Source organism: Rhodoferax sp., assembly GCF_034519335.1.
GTDB lineage: Bacteria > Pseudomonadota > Gammaproteobacteria > Burkholderiales > Burkholderiaceae_C > Allorhodoferax.
Map to the genome: position 1 here is coordinate 169179 of NZ_JAXHOL010000002.1, position 18943 is coordinate 188121.

Consider the following 18943-nt stretch of genomic DNA (forward strand, 5'->3'; position numbering starts at 1 on the left):
CTTTTACACTCGGGCCCATGAACCTGCCTACCCACCAACTCAGCATGACCGTGCTCATGTCGCCCGACATGGCCAACTTCTCCGGCAATGTGCACGGCGGCGCCATCCTCAAGCTGCTCGACCAGGTGGCGTATGCCTGCGCCAGTCGCTATGCCTCGCGTTATGTGGTCACGCTCAGTGTGGACCGGGTGCTGTTTCTGCAGGCCATCCATGTGGGCGAACTGGTCACTTTTTTGGCCAGCGTCAACTACACCGGCAAGTCGTCCATGGAAGTGGGTATCAAGGTGATTGCCGAAAACATCCGCAGCCAGGAAGTGCGCCATGTGAACAGCTGCTTCTTCACCATGGTGGCGGTGGACGATGCGGGCAAGGCAGCGCCGGTGCCCGCGCTGCAGCCCGAGACGCCCGACGAGATACGCCGCTTTGAAGCGGCGCAGATGCGCAAAGCATTGCGCCACGAGCTGGAGCAGAAGTTCCGCCAAACCCGGCAGGCCAGCACGATCTAGGGAAAACCCTATACTGGTCCGCAACTGCATGTCCTCGTGTGCAACGAAAGGACTTTGGCCATGGACCTTCCCACCACTGCCCGTCGCCTCTTGCCCTCTGCGGGCAGCCAGCTGTTCAGGCGCCTCTGGCGCACGCGTCTCAACACCCCGTCTCCTGCCCGCTTAAACCTTGCCCTGCAAGGGGGTGGTGCGCATGGCGCCTTCACCTGGGGGGTGCTGGACGCGCTGCTGCAAGACCCGCGCATGCACTTTGAGGGCATCAGCGGCAGCAGCGCGGGCGCCATGAATGCGGTGGTGATGGCGCAGGGCTGGATGACCGGCGGCCGCGACGGTGCGCGCGAAGCCCTGGCCCAGTTCTGGACCGAGGTGAGCCAGCAGCTGCCCTGGGGCATGCTGACCACGGGCGGGGGCGATGCGATCAGCCTCTCGCCGGCCACCAAGATGTTGGCGCAGTGGGCGGGGTTCTTCTCGCCAGCGGAGCTGAACCCGTTGGCCATCAACCCGCTGCGCAGCCTGCTCAAGCGCCAGATCGACTTTGAACGCTTGCGCGCCGAGAGCCCGTTCAAGCTGTTTGTCGGCGCCACCCAGGTCAACACCGGCAAGCTGCGTTTGTTTCGCGAACACGAGCTGACGCTGGACATGCTGCTGGCCTCGGCCTGCCTGCCCAAGATTCACCACACGGTGGAGATTGAGGGCGAGCCGTATTGGGACGGCGGTTTTGCGGCCAACCCCGCGGTGTTTCCGCTGTTTTACGACTGTGCGGCGGGTGATGTGCTGCTGGTGTTGCTGGCGCCGCTCAAGCATGAAGGCACGCCGCATACCAAGGACGAGATTGAGGCGCGCATGGAAGAGTTGGGTTTCAAGGCCCATTTCATGCGGGAGATGCAGATGTTTGCCCGCGTGCAGGACGCGGCCCACGTGACCCAGCACCAAGGCCCGCTGGAGCGGCGTCTGCAGAGCGTGCGCTTCCACATGATTGACTCCAGCAACCTGGAGAGCCTGCAGCGCAGCGAGACCAAGATGGTGGCGCACGCGCCTTTTTTGAACCTGCTGCACGACCAGGGGCTGCACCGCGGTCAGCAGTGGCTGGCTGAGCACGCCAGTGCGGTTGGCCAACGCACCACGGTGGATATGCAGCAATGGTTGGCCTAGTTAGAGGCCCCCACGCTCCATCGCTGCGCGGGTCGCTGCCCCCAAGGGGGCTCATTTGCCTTGGGGCGGCCCGGCGGCAAATTGCCTTTTCCTCGACTAGTCGCCGAGCCGCAGGGGCTGGTCTTCAAACTCGGTGTTCAGCACCACGGTGCTGGTGGTGCGCGCCACGCCGGGAATCGCTTTGATTTGCAGCAACACGGCCTCCAGGTCGCGTGCATGGGCCGTGCGCACCTTGGCCAGCAAGTCGTATTCACCGGCCACGCTGTGCAGTTCTTGGACCGCACTCACCTCGCGCAAGCGTGCCGAAATGTCGCGGCAATGCGCGCCACCGTCGTTGCGGATGGCCACAAACGCGGTGAAATTCAGGCCCACGGTGAGCGGGTCCACGCTGATGGAGAAGCGGCGGATCACGCCGCGCTCCAGCATTTTCTTCACGCGTTCATGCACCGCAGCGGTGGATAGGCCCACCTCGGCCCCCACCTCGGCGTAAGAACGACGGCCATCTTCCCCCAAGGCCGTAAGAATTTTGGCGTCTATCGCATCCGTCTGAATATTTGCTTGCATTGGGCCAGTTTTTCGGTAATATCACGCCCAACGGCGCTGGTTGCCGTAAATTTTACGGACTATTCATGATTTCGGCACTCAATATTCAGCACGGCTGGCGTTTGTCTCCTTTTTGGCGCCTCATGGTGGCGTTGTGGTTGGTCTACATCGTCTGGGGTACCACTTACTTTGCCATCGGCATTGCGGTGCACAGCTTTCCGCCGCTGTGGATGAATGCCACGCGCTTCACATTGGCTGGCGTGATCATGCTGGCCTGGGCGCTGTGGCGCGGCGAAAAGCTGCCCAGCTGGCGCCAGTGGCGCAATGCTGCGCTGGTGGGCGGGCTCATGGTGTTTGGCGCCATGAATCTGGTGGTGTTTGCGCAGCAGCACGGCATTGGCTCGGGCCTGATGGCCACGGTGGTGACCACCATGCCCATGTGGCTGGCGCTGTGGACACGCCTGGGCGGTGAACGTGTGCCGCTAACCAGCTGGATTGGCCTGGTGCTGGGGGTGGGCGGTGCCCTGCTGCTGGCCATGGAGGGCGACTTTTCCGCCAGCTGGCTGGGTGCGTTGGCTGCCTTTGGCGCACCGCTGTGCTGGAGCGTGGGATCGTATGCCTCGCGCAAGCTGGACCTGCCGGGCCCAGCCATGGCCTCTGCCACCGAGTGGCTGGCTGGCGGGCTGATGGGGGTTGTTGCCGCATCGTTGATCGAACCACAAAATGCCTTGAGCAACGTAACGCATGAGGCCTGGATGGCCTGGTGGTACCTGCTGGTGTTTGGCACGCTGATCGCGCTCAACGCCTACCTGTGGCTGCTGCAAAACACCACGGCGGCTGTGGCCGGCAGTTACTCGTTTGTGAACCCAGCCGTAGCGCTGGTGGTGGGCGTGATGATTGGCAAGGAAGTGCTGACCGGTTGGGTGTTCCTGGCGCTGCCGCTGATTGGCGGCGCGCTGGCCATGATCATGTACGGCCCGGCCATCGTGGCGTGGTTGCAGGGGCTGCGCCGCCGCACCGGCCGGGCTTAAACCCTGACGGCTCCCTTTAAACCGAGGTCATTCCGCCGTCCACCGTGTGGGCCAGTCCGGTCACAAAGCTGGCTGCATCCGAGCTGAGCCACAGCACTGCGGTGGCCACTTCATCGGCTTCGCCAATGCGGCCAATCGGGTGGATGCCGGCCACGGCTGGGCCAACTTTGGGGTCGGCGGCCACCGCGCGGTCAAACATTACGGTGCGGATGACGCCGGGGCATACGGCATTCACGCGAATACCCTTGCGGCCGTATTCGGCTGCTGCAGATTTGGTCAGGCCCACCACGGCATGCTTGCTCGCGGCGTAGGCTGACATCTTGGGCGCGCCAATGAGGCCGGCCACCGATGCGGTGTTGACGATACTGCCACCGCCCTGGGCCAGCATCTGCTGGATCTGGTACTTCATGCAGAGCCACACGCCCTTCACATTGACGCCCAGGATGCGGTCGAACGTGGCTTCCTCGCAGTCGGCCAGGCGCATGTGTTCTTCTTCAATGCCTGCGTTGTTAAACGCGCAGTCCAGCCTCCCAAAGTGCGCCACAACTTGCGCGACCATGGCCTGCACCTGCGTGGCCTGCATCACGTCCGCGGCCACAAACAAGGTCTCGGCCCCCAGCGCGCTGACTTGCGCCGTGGTTTCTTCACCGGCTTGCACGTCACGGTCAGTCACCGCCACATTGGCACCTGCACGGGCAAACGCCAGGGCACTGGCTCGTCCAATGCCACCGCCACCACCCGTGACCAGCACCACCTTGTTGTCAAAACGCAAATCCATGGAATGCACCTTCGTAAAGAGTGACCTAAAAAGCCATCTTAGGAGGCTGTGGCCCGCACCGGCGCCTTTGGCGTAACCCGCGCGACAGGGGCGTGCCGTGCCCTACAGGGGCCAGCCACCACAGGGAGAGCGCCATGACTTCAACCACCTCGCCACACCTGGGCCCTGGCCCTGCTGGCCGTACTGCATGGCGGAGCGGGAGCACTGACGCCCGAAGATCGGCCCTGCCTGGGCGGCTACACCAGTGGCTCCGTGGACACGGTGAGCCAGATCATGCTGCTGGACGACAACACCTTTTGTTTTCGTTTCATGGGCGGGGCGCTAGACATGCTGGTGGCCGGCCACTGGAAAGCGTTGCTTGGCACAAACGCGTGAGTGCGTTTGCAAGAGGTGTGCAGGGGAGCCGATCTTTCCCACCCCCGCCAACTGAATGAGTCAGCCTGAGGGGCAATAGCAGCGGAGGCTAGTGCTCCAGTCCCATGACGTCGGCCAGGTCGGCGCGCTGCAGGGGTTTGGAAAACGAGCCCAATACACGCAGGCCGTCTGACACGGCCACCTCGGCGGCAATGGACAGCATCAGGCTGTCACCGCCGCTGAGCAAGATTACGCCGCCGCGGTATTGCATCTTGGCCAGGTGGCCCAGGAAGTCGATGCCATCGGTGTGCGGCATGATCATGTCGCAAATCAAAAATTCGGGTGGTGCGGGCATTTTGGCCAATACCTCGGCGCCGGTGCTGCCGTCGCGCGCCGTGTGCACTTCGGCCACACCCAGGCTCAAGAGCATTTCGCGCAGCACGGTGTGGCTGAAGTCATCGTCGTCCACCACCAGCACACGCAGCGGGCCGGTGTAGGCAACTTGCTGTTGGGTGGCCGCTTCGGCACGCATGGCGGCCGCGTGACGGCGGCGTTCCAGGCTTTCCAGCACTGCGGTAAGCACAAACTCCGACAGCGTTTCTTGGGAGTCGAGCAGGGACTCAATGTCCGCACGCAAAGCGGCAGTGATGGGGATAGCGGGCAGCGAAGACAGTTGCATGCGCCAAGTGTAAGTGGAATGTTAATGTTTTTACAGATGTTGGCTGTATATAAGTACAGTTATTTGTAATAATTCCGCTCCTTGATGCACTGGGGCACACCACCATGCTTCCGGATTACGCAGAACTGTACAGCCTCTCTTCTTTCAGCTTTCAGCGCGGCGCCTCGCAGCCTGAAGAGTTGGTGCAGCGCGCCCATGCACTGGGTTACCGCGCGCTGGCAGTCACCGACGAATGCACGGTGGCTGGTCTGGTGCGTGCACATGTGGAGGCCAAGCGCCTGGGCTTGCAGCTGTTGCCAGGGGCCGAGTTTTCCGTGGCGCTGCCGGATGGAGGGCACTTCACGCTGGTGGCATTGCCGCACACGTTGCGAGGCTGGGGCAACCTGTGCGAGTTCATCACCCAGGCCCGCATGGCAGCCATCAAGGGGCAGTACCTGTGCAGCTGGGCTATGTCGCCCTGGGCGCTGCTGGCGGACTGCGAAGTGTTGCTGGTCTTTTCGTCTGCTATCAATATAGAAGCTGCTTGCGCAATATCCATAAGGGCTGGAGCCCTATTTGGAACCCATTGCTGGCTGGCAGCCAGCGTGGGGCTGGTGGCCGGGGATGCGTTGCAGCGCGTGCGGGTGCAGCAGCTTTCGGCCCTCAGCGGCCTGCCGGTGCTGGCCACGGGCCAGGTGTGCATGCATGTGCGCTCACGCAAGCCGCTGCACGATGTGCTGACCGCCGTGCGCTTGGGGCAGCCCGTGTCGGCATGCGGGTTTGCGCTGCAAGCCAATGCGGAGGGGCACCTGCGCTCGCGTGCGCGCTTGACCGCATTGTTCCCCGCCGAGTGGTTGGCCAACACACTCACCGTGGCGCAGCGCTGCACCTTCAGCCTGGACGAGCTGCGCTACCACTACCCGCTGGAGGCGGTGCTGCCGGGCCAGACGGCGGCGCAGACCTTGCGCCACTATGTAGAGGAGGGTGCGCAGGCGCGCTACCCGGCGGGCGTGCCGCAGGACATCCGTGCGCGCGTGGAGCACGAGATGGCGCTGATTGTGGAGCTGCGGTTTGAGATGTACTTCCTGACCGTGCACGACATTGTGCGTTTTGCGCGTCGCGCGCAGATCCTGTGTCAGGGCAGGGGCTCTGCGGCCAACTCGGTGGTCTGCTACTGCCTGCACATCACCGAGGCCAACCCGCACGAGACCTCGCTCTTGTTCGAGCGCTTTATCTCCAGAGAGCGCAACGAGCCGCCCGACATCGATGTGGACTTTGAACACCAGCGCCGCGAGGAGGTGATCCAGTACATCTATGCCAAATACGGCCGCGAGCGCGCCGCCATTGCGGCCACCGTGATCAGCTACCGCCCGCGCAGCGCGCTGCGCGATGTGGGGCGTGCGCTGGAGATTCCCGAGGACCTGATCACCGCCATGGCCAAAGAGCACCCCGGCATGTACAGCCGCGCGGTGCTGGCGGGGCGGTTGCAGGATGCTATTGAAAAAGTAGCGGATGGCGCATATTCCATGGGCGTTGGAGGCACTTCGATAGCAAAGAGTCAGGGAGACAGTGTGCCCAGCGTAGGTCAAGAAGGAGCCTGCGCAGCGGGCGGGGGACACGAAGCTGGGCGCGCTGCCTCCCTGACGTTGGCGTCGCACAACGGTATGGCGATCCCCTCCGCACGCAGTCTGCAGCTATGGCTGGAGCTGAGCACCACGTTGCAGGGTTTTCCGCGCCACCTGAGCCAGCACGTGGGCGGCTTTGTGCTCACCCAGGGGCCGCTGACCCGCCTGGTGCCGGTAGAAAACGCGTCCATGCCAGACCGCTCCATCATCCAGTGGGACAAGGACGACCTGAGCGCGGTGGGCCTGATGAAGGTGGATGTGCTGGCCTTGGGCATGCTCAGCGCCATCCGCCGCTGTCTGGACATGGTGACGCAGCGGCGCGGCCTGGCAGAGCCGATGCGCATGCAAGACATTCCGCGCGATGACAAGGCCACCTACGACATGATCTGCGCGGCCGACACGGTGGGCGTATTCCAGATCGAGAGCCGGGCACAGATGAGCATGTTGCCGCGCCTGCGGCCGCGCACCTATTACGACCTGGTGGTGGAAGTGGCCATCGTGCGGCCGGGGCCGATTCAGGGCGGCATGGTGCACCCGTATCTGAAAGCGCGCAAAGACCCGGCGCTCGCGCAGTCTCCCTATCCGGCGCTGCGGGAGGCACTGGGCCGCACCCATGGTGTGCCCATCTTCCAGGAGCAGGTGATGCAGATCGCCGTGCTGGCCGCGGGCTTCACGCCCGGCGAGGCTGATGCGCTGCGCCGTTCCATGGCCGCGTGGAAGCGCCATGGCAATGTGAGCCAGTACCACGACCGGTTGGTGGGCGGCATGGTGGAGCGGGGCTACCCGCTGGACTTTGCCGAGGCCATCTTCAAACAAATGGAGGGTTTTGGCGAATATGGTTTTCCCGAGAGCCATGCGGCCAGCTTTGCGCTGCTGGTTTACATCAGCAGTTACCTCAAATGCCACGAGCCAGCCTGTTTTTTGGCCGCGCTGCTCAACAGCCAGCCGCTGGGTTTTTATGGTCCGGCACAGCTGGTGCAAGATGCACAGCGCCATGGGGTGACCGTGCGCGCAGTAGATGTAGCGCACAGCGATTGGGATTGCACGCTTGAGACCCTGGGGTCAGACCACCACATTGCGCCGCAATGCGCGTGCGCTGACCCCATCGGTTCAGTAGCGGTACGTTTGGGCCTGCGCCTGGTCAGCGGCCTGACCCAAGCGGTGGCCCAGCGCATCACCGCACAGCGCCAACGGGCCCCCTTCGCCAGCACCCAAGACCTGGCACTGCGCTGCCAGCTCGACACGGGGGACCTCAACGCACTGGCCAGTGCCGATGCGCTGCAGTCCCTCAGCGGCCACCGCCGCCAGCAGGTGTGGGACGCCTCGGCCCTGCGGCCCGCACCGGCGCTGCTGCAAGGCGTGCCGATTGAGGAGGACGACCTGCAGTGCTGCCTGCCGCGGGTGAGGGCGAAGAGGTGAGCTTTGACTACGCCGCAGTGGGCCTCACTTTGCGCTCCCACCCCTTGCTGCTATTGCGCGAGCAGCTATCAAAACAGAAGCTGCTGACGGCCGCACAGATGCGCGACTACCCCACGGGGCGGCTGGTGCGCGCCTGCGGCATCGTCACCGCGCGCCAGCAGCCGGGCACCGCCAAAGGCGTGGTGTTTGTGACGCTGGAGGACGAGACCGGCAGCGTGAATGTGATTGTGTGGAAAAGCGTGCGTGAGCAGTTTCGTGACGTGGTGTACCGCGCGCGCCTGATGGCGGTGTATGGCGTGTGGCAGCGCGATGACGATAGCGGCGGCCAGGTGCGCCACGTGGTGGCCAAACGGCTGGTGGACCTTACCCACCTGCTGGGGCCGCTGGCGACCACCAGTCGGGATTTTCATTGAGGCATAGCAACTGGCGCAGTCGATGGCCCAGTCCAAACTCAGTGCCTGAACACTGGCGTCTGGGGGTTCAGAACTTCTTTCTGAAACCGATGCTTAGAAAGTCCTCACCATTGGCGCCGTAGTTGTTTAGCAAGTCATAAATGGCGCATCGGTGGTGCAGGCGTACAAAAAACTCACTGTCTTTGGTTTGTGGCCGTGAGAACGCGGCTTCCACAAACAGGTAGTTCAGGGTACGGCTTCCACGCCCGTCCGGGCCGGCTTCCAGCGGGCCCACTTGGCTGGTGTATGACAAGCCCAATGGGGCCAAGCGAATGTCGGTGCGCAGCGTGTCACGCCAAGGCAAGCCACTCCAGCGCAATGCAGGCGCTATTGCAATCTCGGTCAAGTTGGCCAAACCACTCTGCTGTCCCAGCATGCCGTCCAGTTCGATGGCGATGGGCCATTCACTGTGGCGCCACAATGTTTTGCTGCCAGTGACTGCCAGCATGTAGTGCTCGACGTAATTCGCGCGGCCTGCCAGTGCACCCGCAGGTTCCGCGTCGTGGTATTTGCCAGCGTAGACCCCCATGCTCCAGTCGAATTCATCAGCCTGCACGGTCCATGCGGCGACGCTTGTGATGGCGACAATGGCCATTCTGCGCAGTCGCTTGGATACGGTCTCGGTAACCCAGACGGTTGTATACATGGCGGTAAGGTAATTGGCTGCCGGGGCTCCAATGCTAATGAACGGGCCGGAGTTCGGGCAATTTTGATTGCCAATACCCCTAGGCATTTCAAGGCAACAGACGGGCGTCTTCTCCATCGCAACATCCCCATCACGGTGTAGGATGCTTTCAGGGAGTTCTACCCAATCTGCGAGGCCTGCGCGATGACTGATACCACCCACCTGGAAGCCAAGGTGTTGCTCTTGGAGCACGATGCCCAGCAATGCAAAGTGCTGACGGACTTTTGTGATTCGGTGGGGCTTATGCCCTTGCTACGCACCTCACACGATGCCTTGTCTTGCCTGGAGCAGCACAAAGATCTGGCGGGTGTGTTGCTGGCTGAAGATCTGCCCTGTGGCACCCGTGATGCGCTGCACCTGGCAGAGTCCATCCACCGGTTGCGCCCTGAACTACCGATTTTTCTGCGGCGCACGACCCATGGTGATCTTGACGCCCTCTACCGTGAGTTCATCCGCTACCCCTGGAGCACCGGTGACGTGGAGCAACTGCGTGCCGGGGTGGAACGGTCCATCTTCAGCTTGCGCTACCCCACCGCGCTGGTGGAAGGCATTGTGGATTTGACGTTGACTTCCATGCGTTCCATGTTCCCCCATGCCAACGTGACGGCTGAGCCGCCCTATGTGGTGCACGACCGCATCATCCATGGCGAGGTGTCCACCATCATCCCCATCGAGAGCTCCTGGTGTCGCGGCTACATGATGCTGCAAACGGAAGAAAGCGCCTTGCGCCAAGGCATGCTCAAGGGCTTCAGTTACGAAGGCGTGGGTGGTGAGCTCAATTTCCGTGACCTCAACAACATGCTGGGTGAAACCACCAACCTGATTTGGGGGGCTTTCAAAAACCGCTACATCGCCCCGATAGCTGCCTCGACGCAGTTGGCCCAGGTACCCATTGTGATCAACCATGCGCACAAATACATCTCGTTCGGGTCGCCAGATCCGCAACTTTGTATCCGGTATTCACTGTCGGAATCCGGTCGCCGTGGCGGCCAACCCCTGGTGATCGTGCAGCGGTTTATATTCAACCTCCATTGGTCACCCGAGCAATTCGCCGAATATGCAGCGTCAAGCTCCAGCGATGCGGGTGAACTGGATCTGTTTTAAGCAACACAAAGCGTCAACTTCGGTGCGGATGGGAAGAGGGTAGAGATGGCGAATGTTCTGGTGGTGGACGATTCCAGCACGATGCGGGAAATCGTTTCCGGCTACTTAATCAAACATGGTTTTGATGTGGCGTTGGCTACAGACGGACGCGACGGATTGGCCCAGCTAAAGGTCGACCCCGGCATCAAGCTGGTGATCAGCGACATCAACATGCCCAATATGGATGGTTTGGCCATGGCCGACAAGATCCGCAATGACCTGGGCAACAAGTCGGTGCACATCATCATGCTCACCACCGAAGACAACCCAGTCATGCGTGAGCGCGGCCGCACCATCGGCGTGACCGGCTGGATCGTCAAGCCCTTCCGCGGCGATGCGGTGCTGGGGCCTTTCAAGAAATTTTGCGGATTGGTGTAAGGGGCTGGCCCTCACACCGCTTCGGGCATGCCGCTTTGCAGAGAGCGGGTGATTGCCAGGCCAATGCGCGTCGCCTCCAGTGCGTCCGACAAGGTCAGTGTGAGCTGCGTTTCCCCGCGGCAGGCTGCAACAAACTCGGCCATTTCCGCAGCAAACGCTGCCTCAAAACGCTCGTAGAAGTCCTTGAGCACCGCATGGCGCACGCCGTGGGCGTCGCTCTTCACCACACGGTCGCGCGCGGCGTGTTCTCCCACCAGCAACTTGCCGGCGGTGCCGATGATTTCGGTGTGTGTCTCATGCCCGTGGGCCATGGTGCGCGAGGCGTAGAACACCGCCTTGGCACCCCCCTCAAAGTCCACGATGGCCAGGCCGTTGTCCACGTCACCAAACTCGGCCAGGCCGGGGTGTAGCGCGATGGTGCCGGTGGCGTAGGCGCGCGTGGCCTTGGGGCGCCCCAGCATCCAGCGCGCCAGGTCGATGTCGTGCACGCTGCAGTCCATGAAGATGCCGCCGGAGGTGGGTGCAAAGCGCACAAAGAAGCCATCCGGGTCGTTCTGGTCGCAGGTCTGCGAGCGCACGATGAAGGGGCGACCAATCTCACCCGCCTCAATGCTGGCCTGGGCTGCGCGGTAGCTGGGGTCAAAGCGGCGTACAAAGCCGACCATGGCGATCAGCTCGGGGTGCTTCTCGGCCTCCACCAGCACGCGCTCGCAATCAGGCACGTTCAGGGCCAGGGGCTTTTCCACAAACACATGCTTGCCGGCTTGCAGCGCGGCAATGGTCTGGTCCGCGTGCAGGGAGGTAGGGGTGACTAGCACCACCGCGTCCACATCAGGGCTGGCGAGCAGCTCATCATAGTGGGCGTAGACCTGCTGGATACCCAGCTGTTCGGCGGCATAGGCACGCTCAGTTTCTACCGGGCTGCAGGCGGCAGTGAGCACGCAGTTGCGCGTGCTGAAGGCCAGGGCTTGTGCGTGGCGCTGGCCCAGACGGCCCAGGCCGACGATACCGATTCGGAGGGGTGTTTTGGAGCGAGGCGTGGACATGGTGGTGTTCAGAAGGTGATGGGTTGGCCGCTTTGGGCACTTTCTGCGGCAGCGTCTGCCAGGATCTGGGCGTCCACACCGTCCTGCACGGTGGTGCGGAATGTTCCCCCGTTTTGCAGTTGCGTAAAGAAATGCTCAATCTCCAGCCGGTAGGCCGCGGCATAGCGCTGCAGGAAGAACGCTTCTGGGTTGTCTTGCGAGGTGCCTTGGGCGGTGGCTTGGGTCACTTCGCTGGGCTTGTGGTTGCCACATTGCAGCATGCCCTTGGAGCCGATCACTTCAAAGCGTTGGTCGTAGCCGTAGGCAGCACGGCGCGTGGTGTTGATCTGGCACAGGCGGCCCTTGACGGTCTTGATGGTGACGGCCGTGCAGTCAAAGTCGCCGGCCTTGCCAATGGCGGGGTCGGTCAGGCAGGAGCCGGTGGCGCTCAGCCAGGCGGCTTTGTCGCCGTCGCCGCACAAGATCCAGCGGAACACGTCAAAGTCGTGAATCAGCATGTCACGGAAGATGCCGCCGGACTGCTGGATGTATTCCACGGGTGGCGCGCCTGGGTCGCGGCTTGTGATGACCAGCATTTCGGGATTGCCGATATCGCCACGGTCCAGGCGTGTTTTGGCTTCATTGAACGTGGGGTCAAAGCGGCGCTGGAAGCCAATCATGCAGGCCACGCCGGCCTGGGCTACGACGGCCGCGCAGGCGCGGGCGCGCTCGGCAGACAGATCCACCGGCTTCTCGCAGAAGATGTGTTTGCCAGCCTGGGCCGCGCGTGTGATCAGGTCGCTGTGCGTGGTGGTGGGGCTGCCGATGACGACCGCGTCAATCGACGTGTCGGCAAAGATGGCCTCGATGCTGTCCACGCGCGCACCATGCTCTTGGGCGAGGGAGGCCGCGTTGGCGGCCATCGGGTCACTCACTGCAGTGAGTTCAATGCCGGGCATGGCGGCGAGGTTGGCGGCGTGGATGCGACCGATACGGCCGGCGCCGAAGAGGGCTACTTTTTTCATAGGTGTTTCAAGGTAAGGAATGGGAACAGAAAGGAATGCCTGCCTGCCCGTCAGGACGGGCGCGGCCGGGTGGGTTCGTATTGCAGCTCCAGCCGGTAGGCCAGTGCCATAAAGAGGCTTTGCACCACGGCCATGGTGTTGGTCAGTGCGCGAAAGCCGAAGACGCTGGTTTCGTTCACCAGAATCGAGGTCTGTGCCAACCGGGCCATGGGGCTCAGGCTGCTGTCAGTGATGCAAATAATCCGCGCGCCGCGCGCATGGGCTTCCGCCACGATGCTTTCGGTCTCCGGGGCGTAGGGCGCAAATGAAATGGCCACCATCACATCCCCGGGGCGCAGCCCCCGCAATTGACCATCCTGCATATTGCCCATGGCGGTGATGTGCTGCACCCGCTTCTCGGTGTGTTGCAGGGCATAGGTCAGGTAGGTCGAAATGGCGAATGAGCGGCGGGTCGCCATCAACCAGACGGTGTCGGCGCGGAACAGCAAATCCACCGCAGCTTCAAACGCGGGCTCTTGCAGACTGCTTTGCAGCTCTTCCATCCCCGACAATGCCGCCACCGATCACCGCATGCACGATGTCTGCACTGGTCAGGTCCTTGGCGCCGGACTCAATCGCGCTACGTATGCGCGACTGGTAGTCCCGGCTGGGTGATATCTGCCGCGCCAAGCCATCGCGAAACAGCTTCTGCATTTCGCTGAAACCGCTGAAGCCGAAATGTTTGGCAAAACGCACCACCGCTGAAGGCTGCACTTCGCAATGCTCCGCCACCTGCTGGATGGACCGGATACCCACTTGCCCACGGTGTTGCTCCACATAGGTGCCGATTTGTTTGAGTTGGCGGCTCAGACCTTCGAATGCATGCGCAATCGCGGCAATCAGGGCTTCTTCGCTCTCGGGAGCTGGGGGCGTGGGAAGGGTGTTCATACAGGCTATTTTTAGAACAAATTATCCGTCAAACCTTCTAATTGAAAAGAAAATATGTTCTAGGGTTTTTACTAATTAGAAATAACTTTCTAAATTTGAGTGAAGTCGATAAACTTCTTCGCAGATGCCGGAAGCCCCGCGTCTGCTGCATTGCAGTGAAGTTTTTATCTTTATCTGTGACATCAAAAAATTGGAGACCGCAAGATGAACCTGAAGTTGTCCCGCAAGACATTTGCAAAAACCGTATTGCTGAGCACATTGCTGGCTGTGAGTGGCATGGCCGCTGCGCAGTCCAAGATCGCATTGATCAGCCACGCACCCGACTCGGATTCCTGGTGGAACACCATCAAGAACTCCGTCAAACACGCCGGAGAAGACTATGGTGTGCAGGTCGACTACCGCAACCCACCCAACGGTGATCTGGCCGACATGGCCCGCCTGATCGAGCAAGCCGCCGCCCAAGGCTACGACGGCGTGATCGTCACCATTGCTGACTACAACGTGCTGCAAAGCGCCATCAAAAAGCTCACCGACAAGAAGATCCCTGTCATCACCATCAACTCCGGCACCACCGAGCAGAGCGAGAAGCTCGGCGCCGTGATGCACGTGGGCCAGCCTGAGTACGAAGCCGGCAAGGGCGCTGGCATGCGCGCCAAGGCCGACGGTGTGAAGTCCTTCTTGTGCGTGAACCACTACGCCACCAACCCCGCCTCGTTTGAACGTTGCCGCGGTTTTGCCGACGCCATTGGTGTCGACTTCAAGAAGAGCACCATCGATTCGGGTGATGACCCCACCGGCATCGAAGCCAAGGTCTCTGCCTACCTGCGCCAGAACCCCAGCACCGGTGCGGTGCTGACCCTCGGCCCCACATCCGCCCACCCCACCTTGAAGGCTCTGGAAAAAGCAGGTCTCAAGGGCAAGATGTGGATGGCCACCTTCGACCTGTCTGACGAAATCTCCAAAGGCATCAAGGATGGCTCGGTGAAGTTCGGTATTGACCAGCAGCCCTATTTGCAAGGCTATGTCCCTGTGGCCGTGCTGGCCAGCATGAAGTCGATGAAGAGCACGGATCTGGCTGCGGTGTCTGCCGCGGTCAAGGCCAATGCCAAAACCACGGCCCGTTTCAATGAGTACGGTTTGGCACCTGCCTACGGTCCCCGTCACATCGGCTCCGGCCCTGGCTTTGTGACCAAGGACAACATCGGCAAGGTCGAGAAGTACGCAGGCCAATTCCGCTAATTGCCTGTCCCCGTGGCAGAAAGGGCGCACTGCGCCTTTTCTGTTGCGGTCGGTTTCATTTTATTTTGCATTTCCTGTGTGATGTTTATGACCCCCAACGCCCCCACCCTCGCCACCACGGCACCTGTCGACGACAGGGTCCGCCAGGTCAGCCTCGTGCGCAAACTCATGGCGCGCCCCGAATTCGGCGCCTTGGCCGGTACCTTGCTGGTCTTCGTCATGTTTGCATTCAGTGCTGGCGGCTCTGGCATGTTCAATCCCGAAGGCATCATCAACTGGAGCACCGTGGCCGCGTACCTCGGCGTGCTCGCTGTCGGTGCGGCACTGCTGATGATTGCGGGTGAGTTCGATTTGTCGGTGGGCTCCATGATCGGCTTTGCCGGCATGTTGCTGGCTATTCCGGCCCTGTACTGGGGTTGGCCCATCTCCGCCTCGGTGGTGTTTGCTTTCACGGTCGCCATGTGCCTGGGCTGGCTCAACGGCTGGTTGGTCGTACGCACCGGTCTGCCTTCGTTCATCGTCACGCTGGCGTTCTTCTTCATTTTGCGCGGCCTGTCGCTGGCGGTGTCGGTCATCTTCACCGGCAAAACCATTTTGAGCGGCAATGGCGATCTGGTGCTGCGCGACATGATCAGCCAAGACCCGGTGATTGCGTTTCTTGTTCAACGGCTACACCCTGACCGGCCTGTTTAACAGCCTGGCCGAGGCCGGTATCTTGGCGGCCCGCGATGACGGCACCGCGCTGGCCACCGGCATTCCCAAAGCCGTGGTGTGGTGGGTCGGCCTGACCGCTGCTGGCGCCTTCTTGTTGGCCCGCACCAAGTGGGGCAACTGGATCCAAGCGGTGGGTGGCGATGCCAATGCCGCGAAAAACGTAGGTATCCCGGTCGCCAAAGTCAAAGTCAGTCTGTTTGTGCTGATGGCCTTTTGCTCCACCGTGTTTGCTGTGTTGCAAGTGGCTGATGCTGGCTCTGCGGCAGCAGACCGGGGTCTGCAGAAAGAATTTGAAGCCATCATCGCCGCGGTGATCGGCGGCTGCCTTTTGACGGGCGGCTACGGCTCGGTGATCGGCGCCGCATTTGGTGCGCTGATCTTCGGCATGGTGCAAATCGGCATTGGTTACACCAGCATCGACAACAACTGGTACCGCGTATTCCTCGGCCTCATGCTCTTGATTGCCGTGCTGTTCAACAACTACATCCGCTCCCGCTTTGCTGCAGGCCGTCGTTAAACCACAGAGCCAATTCCCATGAGCGACTACATCCTTCAACTCGAAGACATCAGCAAATTCTTCGGCCCTGTCATCGCCCTGGGTGGCGTGACCTTGCGCCTGCGTCGTGGCGAAGTGCACTGCCTGCTGGGCGACAACGGTGCCGGCAAGTCCACCCTCATCAAAACCCTGGCCGGTGTGCACAGCCCCGACAAAGGTGAATACCTGATTGACGGCAAGCCGGTGCGTTTCACATCGCCCCGCCAGGCGTTGGACGCCGGTATCGGCACCGTGTACCAAGATTTGGCGTTGGTGCCGCTGATGAGCGTGGCCCGCAACTTCTTTATGGGCCGCGAGCCCACCAAACAGCTGTTGGGTTTCTTGCCTGTCATGGACCACGCGCTGGCCGCTGAAACTGCCGGTTCCAAACTGCGCGACATGGGCATTCGCATCCGCGATGCCAACCAGATGGTCGGCACCATGTCCGGTGGCGAGAAACAATGTCTGGCCATTGCCCGCGCCATCCACTTTGGTGCGAAGGTGCTGATTCTGGATGAACCCACTGCCGCACTGGGCGTGAAGCAATCGGCGAACGTGCTCAAGCTCATTGCCACCGCCCGGGCCCGTGGCATTTCGGTGATCTTCATCACCCACAATGTGAACCACGCGTACCCGATTGCAGACAGTTTCACCTTGCTTAACCGTGGCAAATCGCTCGGCACCTACTTGAAAAAGGACGTCAGCAAAGACGAAGTGCTGGACATGATGGCTGGTGGCGAGGAAATGCAAAAGCTCATGGCCGACCTCGAAGGCGTAACGATCTGAACACCATGACACATTTGAAATTTCCGCAGGGTCGAACCTACGACCTGGCCTGCATGGGCCGCTTGGCCGTCGACCTGTATGCCGAGCAATTCGGCTCCCGGCTGGAAGATGCGCGCAGCATGGCCAAGTACCTGGGTGGCAGTTCTGCCAACCTGGCGTTTGGGGTGGCCCGCCTGGGGTGCAAAAGCGCCATGATCTCGCGCGTGGGCAACGAACAAATGGGGCGCTTTCTGCTGGAGACCCTGAGTTCAGAAGGCTGCGACACCAGCCAGGTGCAGATCGACCCCGAGCGCCTGACTGCGCTGGTGTTGCTGGGCCTCAAAGACCGCGACACCTTTCCTTTGTTGTTCGTGCGCGAGAACTGCGCCGACATGGCCATTGACGCGGCAGGCATCGATGAAGGCTTTATCGCCCAATGCCGCGCACTGGCCATTACCGGCACCCACCTCTCGACCCCTGGCACCCGCGCTGCGGCCCACAAGGCGCTGCAATTTGCACGCGCGCACGGCACGGTGACGGTGCTCGATATCGACTACCGCCCTGTGTTGTGGGGCCTGACGTCGCGGGGCGCGGGCGAGAACCGATTTGTAGACAACGCAGGTGTCACGCAGCAACTGCAGCAAAGCCTGCCTTTGTTTGACATGTTGGTTGGCACTGAAGAAGAATTTCTGATTGCCGGCGGCGTTGCCCATGACCTCATTGCCAGCCTGCGCGCCGTACGTGCCCTGTGCCCCCAGTCCACACTGGTGGTCAAGCGCGGGGCCTTGGGTTGCTGCGTGATCGAAGGCGCGGTGCCCAGCGACATAGACGCCGCACCAACTTACCGTGGCGAACGTGTGGAAGTGCTCAATGTGCTGGGTGCGGGCGATGCCTTTTTGTCGGGCCTGATGGCCAGCCTGCTGCAGGGCAAAGACTGGGCGGAGTCCACCAAAGTGGCCAACGCCTGCGGAGCCATCGTGGTCTCGCGCCACGCCTGTTCGGCCGCCATGCCCACCCCGGCCGAGCTGGACCATTGGTTTGGCGGCACGCGCAACCCCAAGGTCGATGCCGATCAACAACTGGCGCACCTGCACCGCGTCACCGCCGCCCGCCCGAGCTGGAGCGAGCTGTGCGTCATGGCTTTTGACCACCGCAGCCAGTTCTACGACATCACCCGCGCTTGCGGGGTGTCCGAGTCGCGTATTCCAGCCCTCAAAAAGCTGCTGGTGCAAGCGGCAGAGCAGGTCGAGCGCAGCCGCCAGTTGCAAGGCCACACTGGCGTGCTGATCGACGGTGGCGACTATGGTGCCGATGCCCTGGCCAGCGCCACGGGAAGGGGCTGGTGGGTGGGCCGCCCGGTGGAGTTGCCTGGTTCGCGCCCCCTGCGTTTTGATGGCACGCGCTCGATTGGCAGTGCCCTCACGCACTGGCCCACCGAGCATGTGGTCAAGTGCCTGGTGCACTACCACCCGGATGACGAATTCAGCCTGCGCCTGGCGCAAGAGCAAACGGTGCTGGAGCTGTGGGAAGCCACGCGCCAGTCCGGCAACGAGCTGCTGCTCGAAATCATTCCCCCCCGTGCGCTCACCCCGGATGGCACGGCCGACGCGGCGGTGCTGCGTGCGGTCAAGCGCTTTTACAACCTGGGCGTCAAACCCGAGTGGTGGAAGCTGGCGCCCATGCAAGCGCAAGGCTGGCGCGACCTGGAAGCGCTGGTAGCCGAACGCGACCGCCATTGCCGTGGTGCCGTCATTCTGGGTTTGAACCAGCCGCTGGACTTTTTGGCCGCCAGTTTTGCCCAGGCCACCAACCCCATCGTCAAAGGCTTCATGGTCGGCCGCACCCTGTGGGTGGATGCCTCCACCCGCTGGTTCAAGGGTGAAATGACCGATGCCGAACTGGTGCAAGCCGTCGCCCACAACTTCGCCGTGCTGGTCGATGCCTGGCAGAGCCGCCACACCGCATCCCGCGCAGCTGCCTAGCTGCCTG

Annotated in this window: 14 protein-coding genes and 3 pseudogenes; 10 read left to right on the forward strand and 7 right to left on the reverse strand. The window is 62.0% G+C overall.

Annotation, left to right across the window (positions count from 1 at the left end):
• The first annotated feature begins 17 nt into the window (after positions 1-17).
• Both U5O12_RS02670 and U5O12_RS02675 read left to right on the forward strand, forming a co-directional pair.
• Positions 18-506 carry an acyl-CoA thioesterase gene (locus U5O12_RS02670; protein ID WP_322577144.1) on the forward strand — a complete coding sequence of 163 codons (489 nt, stop codon included), beginning with the start codon at positions 18-20 and terminating at the stop codon, positions 504-506.
• A 60-nt stretch (positions 507-566) separates the two neighbouring features.
• Positions 567-1658, forward strand: a complete 1092-nt coding sequence (locus tag U5O12_RS02675; RefSeq protein ID WP_322577145.1) for a patatin-like phospholipase family protein — start codon at positions 567-569, stop codon at positions 1656-1658.
• 96 nt (positions 1659-1754) lie between these two features.
• Here U5O12_RS02675 and U5O12_RS02680 read toward each other — a convergent pair whose 3' ends face one another.
• Positions 1755-2222 carry an Lrp/AsnC family transcriptional regulator gene (locus U5O12_RS02680; RefSeq protein ID WP_322577146.1) on the reverse strand — a complete coding sequence of 156 codons (468 nt, stop codon included), beginning with the start codon at positions 2220-2222 and terminating at the stop codon, positions 1755-1757.
• 65 nt (positions 2223-2287) lie between these two features.
• Between U5O12_RS02680 and U5O12_RS02685 the strand changes: the two genes are divergently transcribed.
• Positions 2288-3232: an EamA family transporter gene (locus U5O12_RS02685; RefSeq protein ID WP_322577147.1), complete on the forward strand. Its 945-nt coding sequence runs from the start codon at positions 2288-2290 to the stop codon at positions 3230-3232.
• Positions 3233-3248: 16 nt separating this feature from the next.
• Here the strand turns inward: U5O12_RS02685 and U5O12_RS02690 are convergent, their stop codons facing one another.
• Both U5O12_RS02690 and U5O12_RS02695 read right to left on the reverse strand, forming a co-directional pair.
• On the reverse strand, positions 3249-4010 hold the full coding sequence (locus U5O12_RS02690; RefSeq protein ID WP_322577148.1) for an SDR family oxidoreductase: 762 nt from the start codon (positions 4008-4010) through the stop codon (positions 3249-3251).
• A gap of 463 nt (positions 4011-4473) precedes the next feature.
• Positions 4474-5043: a YlcI/YnfO family protein gene (locus U5O12_RS02695; RefSeq protein WP_322577149.1), complete on the reverse strand. Its 570-nt coding sequence runs from the start codon at positions 5041-5043 to the stop codon at positions 4474-4476.
• Between the two features lie 104 nt (positions 5044-5147).
• Here U5O12_RS02695 and U5O12_RS02700 point away from each other — a divergent pair.
• Positions 5148-8479, forward strand: a pseudogene (locus U5O12_RS02700) (error-prone DNA polymerase).
• A gap of 67 nt (positions 8480-8546) precedes the next feature.
• Here U5O12_RS02700 and U5O12_RS02705 read toward each other — a convergent pair.
• Entirely contained in the window at positions 8547-9164 is a 618-nt protein-coding gene (locus U5O12_RS02705) for a hypothetical protein (RefSeq protein ID WP_322577150.1), read from the reverse strand.
• A 183-nt stretch (positions 9165-9347) separates the two neighbouring features.
• On the opposite strand from U5O12_RS02705, the gene U5O12_RS02710 reads away from it, so the two are divergent.
• Entirely contained in the window at positions 9348-10307 is a 960-nt protein-coding gene (locus U5O12_RS02710) for a chemotaxis protein CheX (RefSeq protein ID WP_322577151.1), read from the forward strand.
• Positions 10308-10352: 45 nt separating this feature from the next.
• Positions 10353-10724 carry a response regulator gene (locus tag U5O12_RS02715; RefSeq protein WP_322577152.1) on the forward strand — a complete coding sequence of 124 codons (372 nt, stop codon included), beginning with the start codon at positions 10353-10355 and terminating at the stop codon, positions 10722-10724.
• A gap of 11 nt (positions 10725-10735) precedes the next feature.
• Here the strand turns inward: U5O12_RS02715 and U5O12_RS02720 are convergent, their stop codons facing one another.
• The 3 genes and pseudogenes from U5O12_RS02720 to U5O12_RS21110 all read right to left on the reverse strand — a co-directional run bounded on the left by U5O12_RS02720 (position 10736) and on the right by U5O12_RS21110 (position 13701).
• Complete coding sequence (locus U5O12_RS02720; protein ID WP_322577153.1) at positions 10736-11770, reverse strand: Gfo/Idh/MocA family oxidoreductase; 1035 nt, start codon at positions 11768-11770, stop codon at positions 10736-10738.
• An 8-nt stretch (positions 11771-11778) separates the two neighbouring features.
• Positions 11779-12774 carry an inositol 2-dehydrogenase gene (gene iolG, locus U5O12_RS02725; RefSeq protein WP_322577154.1) on the reverse strand — a complete coding sequence of 332 codons (996 nt, stop codon included), beginning with the start codon at positions 12772-12774 and terminating at the stop codon, positions 11779-11781.
• Positions 12775-12824: 50 nt separating this feature from the next.
• Positions 12825-13701, reverse strand: a pseudogene (locus U5O12_RS21110) (MurR/RpiR family transcriptional regulator).
• Positions 13702-13905: 204 nt separating this feature from the next.
• Between U5O12_RS21110 and U5O12_RS02740 the strand changes: the two are divergent.
• The 4 genes and pseudogenes from U5O12_RS02740 (at position 13906) to U5O12_RS02755 (ending at position 18936) form a co-directional block, all read left to right on the forward strand.
• Positions 13906-14940: a sugar ABC transporter substrate-binding protein gene (locus U5O12_RS02740; RefSeq protein WP_416221426.1), complete on the forward strand. Its 1035-nt coding sequence runs from the start codon at positions 13906-13908 to the stop codon at positions 14938-14940.
• Positions 14941-15021: 81 nt separating this feature from the next.
• A pseudogene (locus U5O12_RS02745) lies at positions 15022-16171 on the forward strand (ABC transporter permease).
• Between the two features lie 18 nt (positions 16172-16189).
• Complete coding sequence (locus U5O12_RS02750; RefSeq protein WP_322577157.1) at positions 16190-16975, forward strand: ATP-binding cassette domain-containing protein; 786 nt, start codon at positions 16190-16192, stop codon at positions 16973-16975.
• A gap of 5 nt (positions 16976-16980) precedes the next feature.
• Positions 16981-18936 (forward strand): bifunctional 5-dehydro-2-deoxygluconokinase/5-dehydro-2-deoxyphosphogluconate aldolase, encoded by a 1956-nt coding sequence (locus tag U5O12_RS02755; RefSeq protein ID WP_322577158.1) that lies wholly within the window; start codon positions 16981-16983, stop codon positions 18934-18936.
• Positions 18937-18943 lie beyond the last annotated feature (7 nt).

Excerpts from the sequence above, each read along its gene's own strand:
- U5O12_RS02670 (WP_322577144.1), top strand. The coding sequence starts at position 18 with ATGAACCTGCCTACCCACCAACTCAGCATGACCGTGCTCATGTCGCCC.
- U5O12_RS02675 (WP_322577145.1), top strand. The coding sequence starts at position 567 with ATGGACCTTCCCACCACTGCCCGTCGCCTCTTGCCCTCTGCGGGCAGC.
- U5O12_RS02680 (WP_322577146.1), bottom strand. The coding sequence starts at position 2,222 with ATGCAAGCAAATATTCAGACGGATGCGATAGACGCCAAAATTCTTACG.
- U5O12_RS02685 (WP_322577147.1), top strand. The coding sequence starts at position 2,288 with ATGATTTCGGCACTCAATATTCAGCACGGCTGGCGTTTGTCTCCTTTT.
- U5O12_RS02690 (WP_322577148.1), bottom strand. The coding sequence starts at position 4,010 with ATGGATTTGCGTTTTGACAACAAGGTGGTGCTGGTCACGGGTGGTGGC.
- U5O12_RS02695 (WP_322577149.1), bottom strand. The coding sequence starts at position 5,043 with ATGCAACTGTCTTCGCTGCCCGCTATCCCCATCACTGCCGCTTTGCGT.
- U5O12_RS02705 (WP_322577150.1), bottom strand. The coding sequence starts at position 9,164 with ATGTATACAACCGTCTGGGTTACCGAGACCGTATCCAAGCGACTGCGC.
- U5O12_RS02710 (WP_322577151.1), top strand. The coding sequence starts at position 9,348 with ATGACTGATACCACCCACCTGGAAGCCAAGGTGTTGCTCTTGGAGCAC.
- U5O12_RS02715 (WP_322577152.1), top strand. The coding sequence starts at position 10,353 with ATGGCGAATGTTCTGGTGGTGGACGATTCCAGCACGATGCGGGAAATC.
- U5O12_RS02720 (WP_322577153.1), bottom strand. The coding sequence starts at position 11,770 with ATGTCCACGCCTCGCTCCAAAACACCCCTCCGAATCGGTATCGTCGGC.
- iolG (WP_322577154.1), bottom strand. The coding sequence starts at position 12,774 with ATGAAAAAAGTAGCCCTCTTCGGCGCCGGCCGTATCGGTCGCATCCAC.
- U5O12_RS02740 (WP_416221426.1), top strand. The coding sequence starts at position 13,906 with ATGAACCTGAAGTTGTCCCGCAAGACATTTGCAAAAACCGTATTGCTG.
- U5O12_RS02750 (WP_322577157.1), top strand. The coding sequence starts at position 16,190 with ATGAGCGACTACATCCTTCAACTCGAAGACATCAGCAAATTCTTCGGC.
- U5O12_RS02755 (WP_322577158.1), top strand. The coding sequence starts at position 16,981 with ATGACACATTTGAAATTTCCGCAGGGTCGAACCTACGACCTGGCCTGC.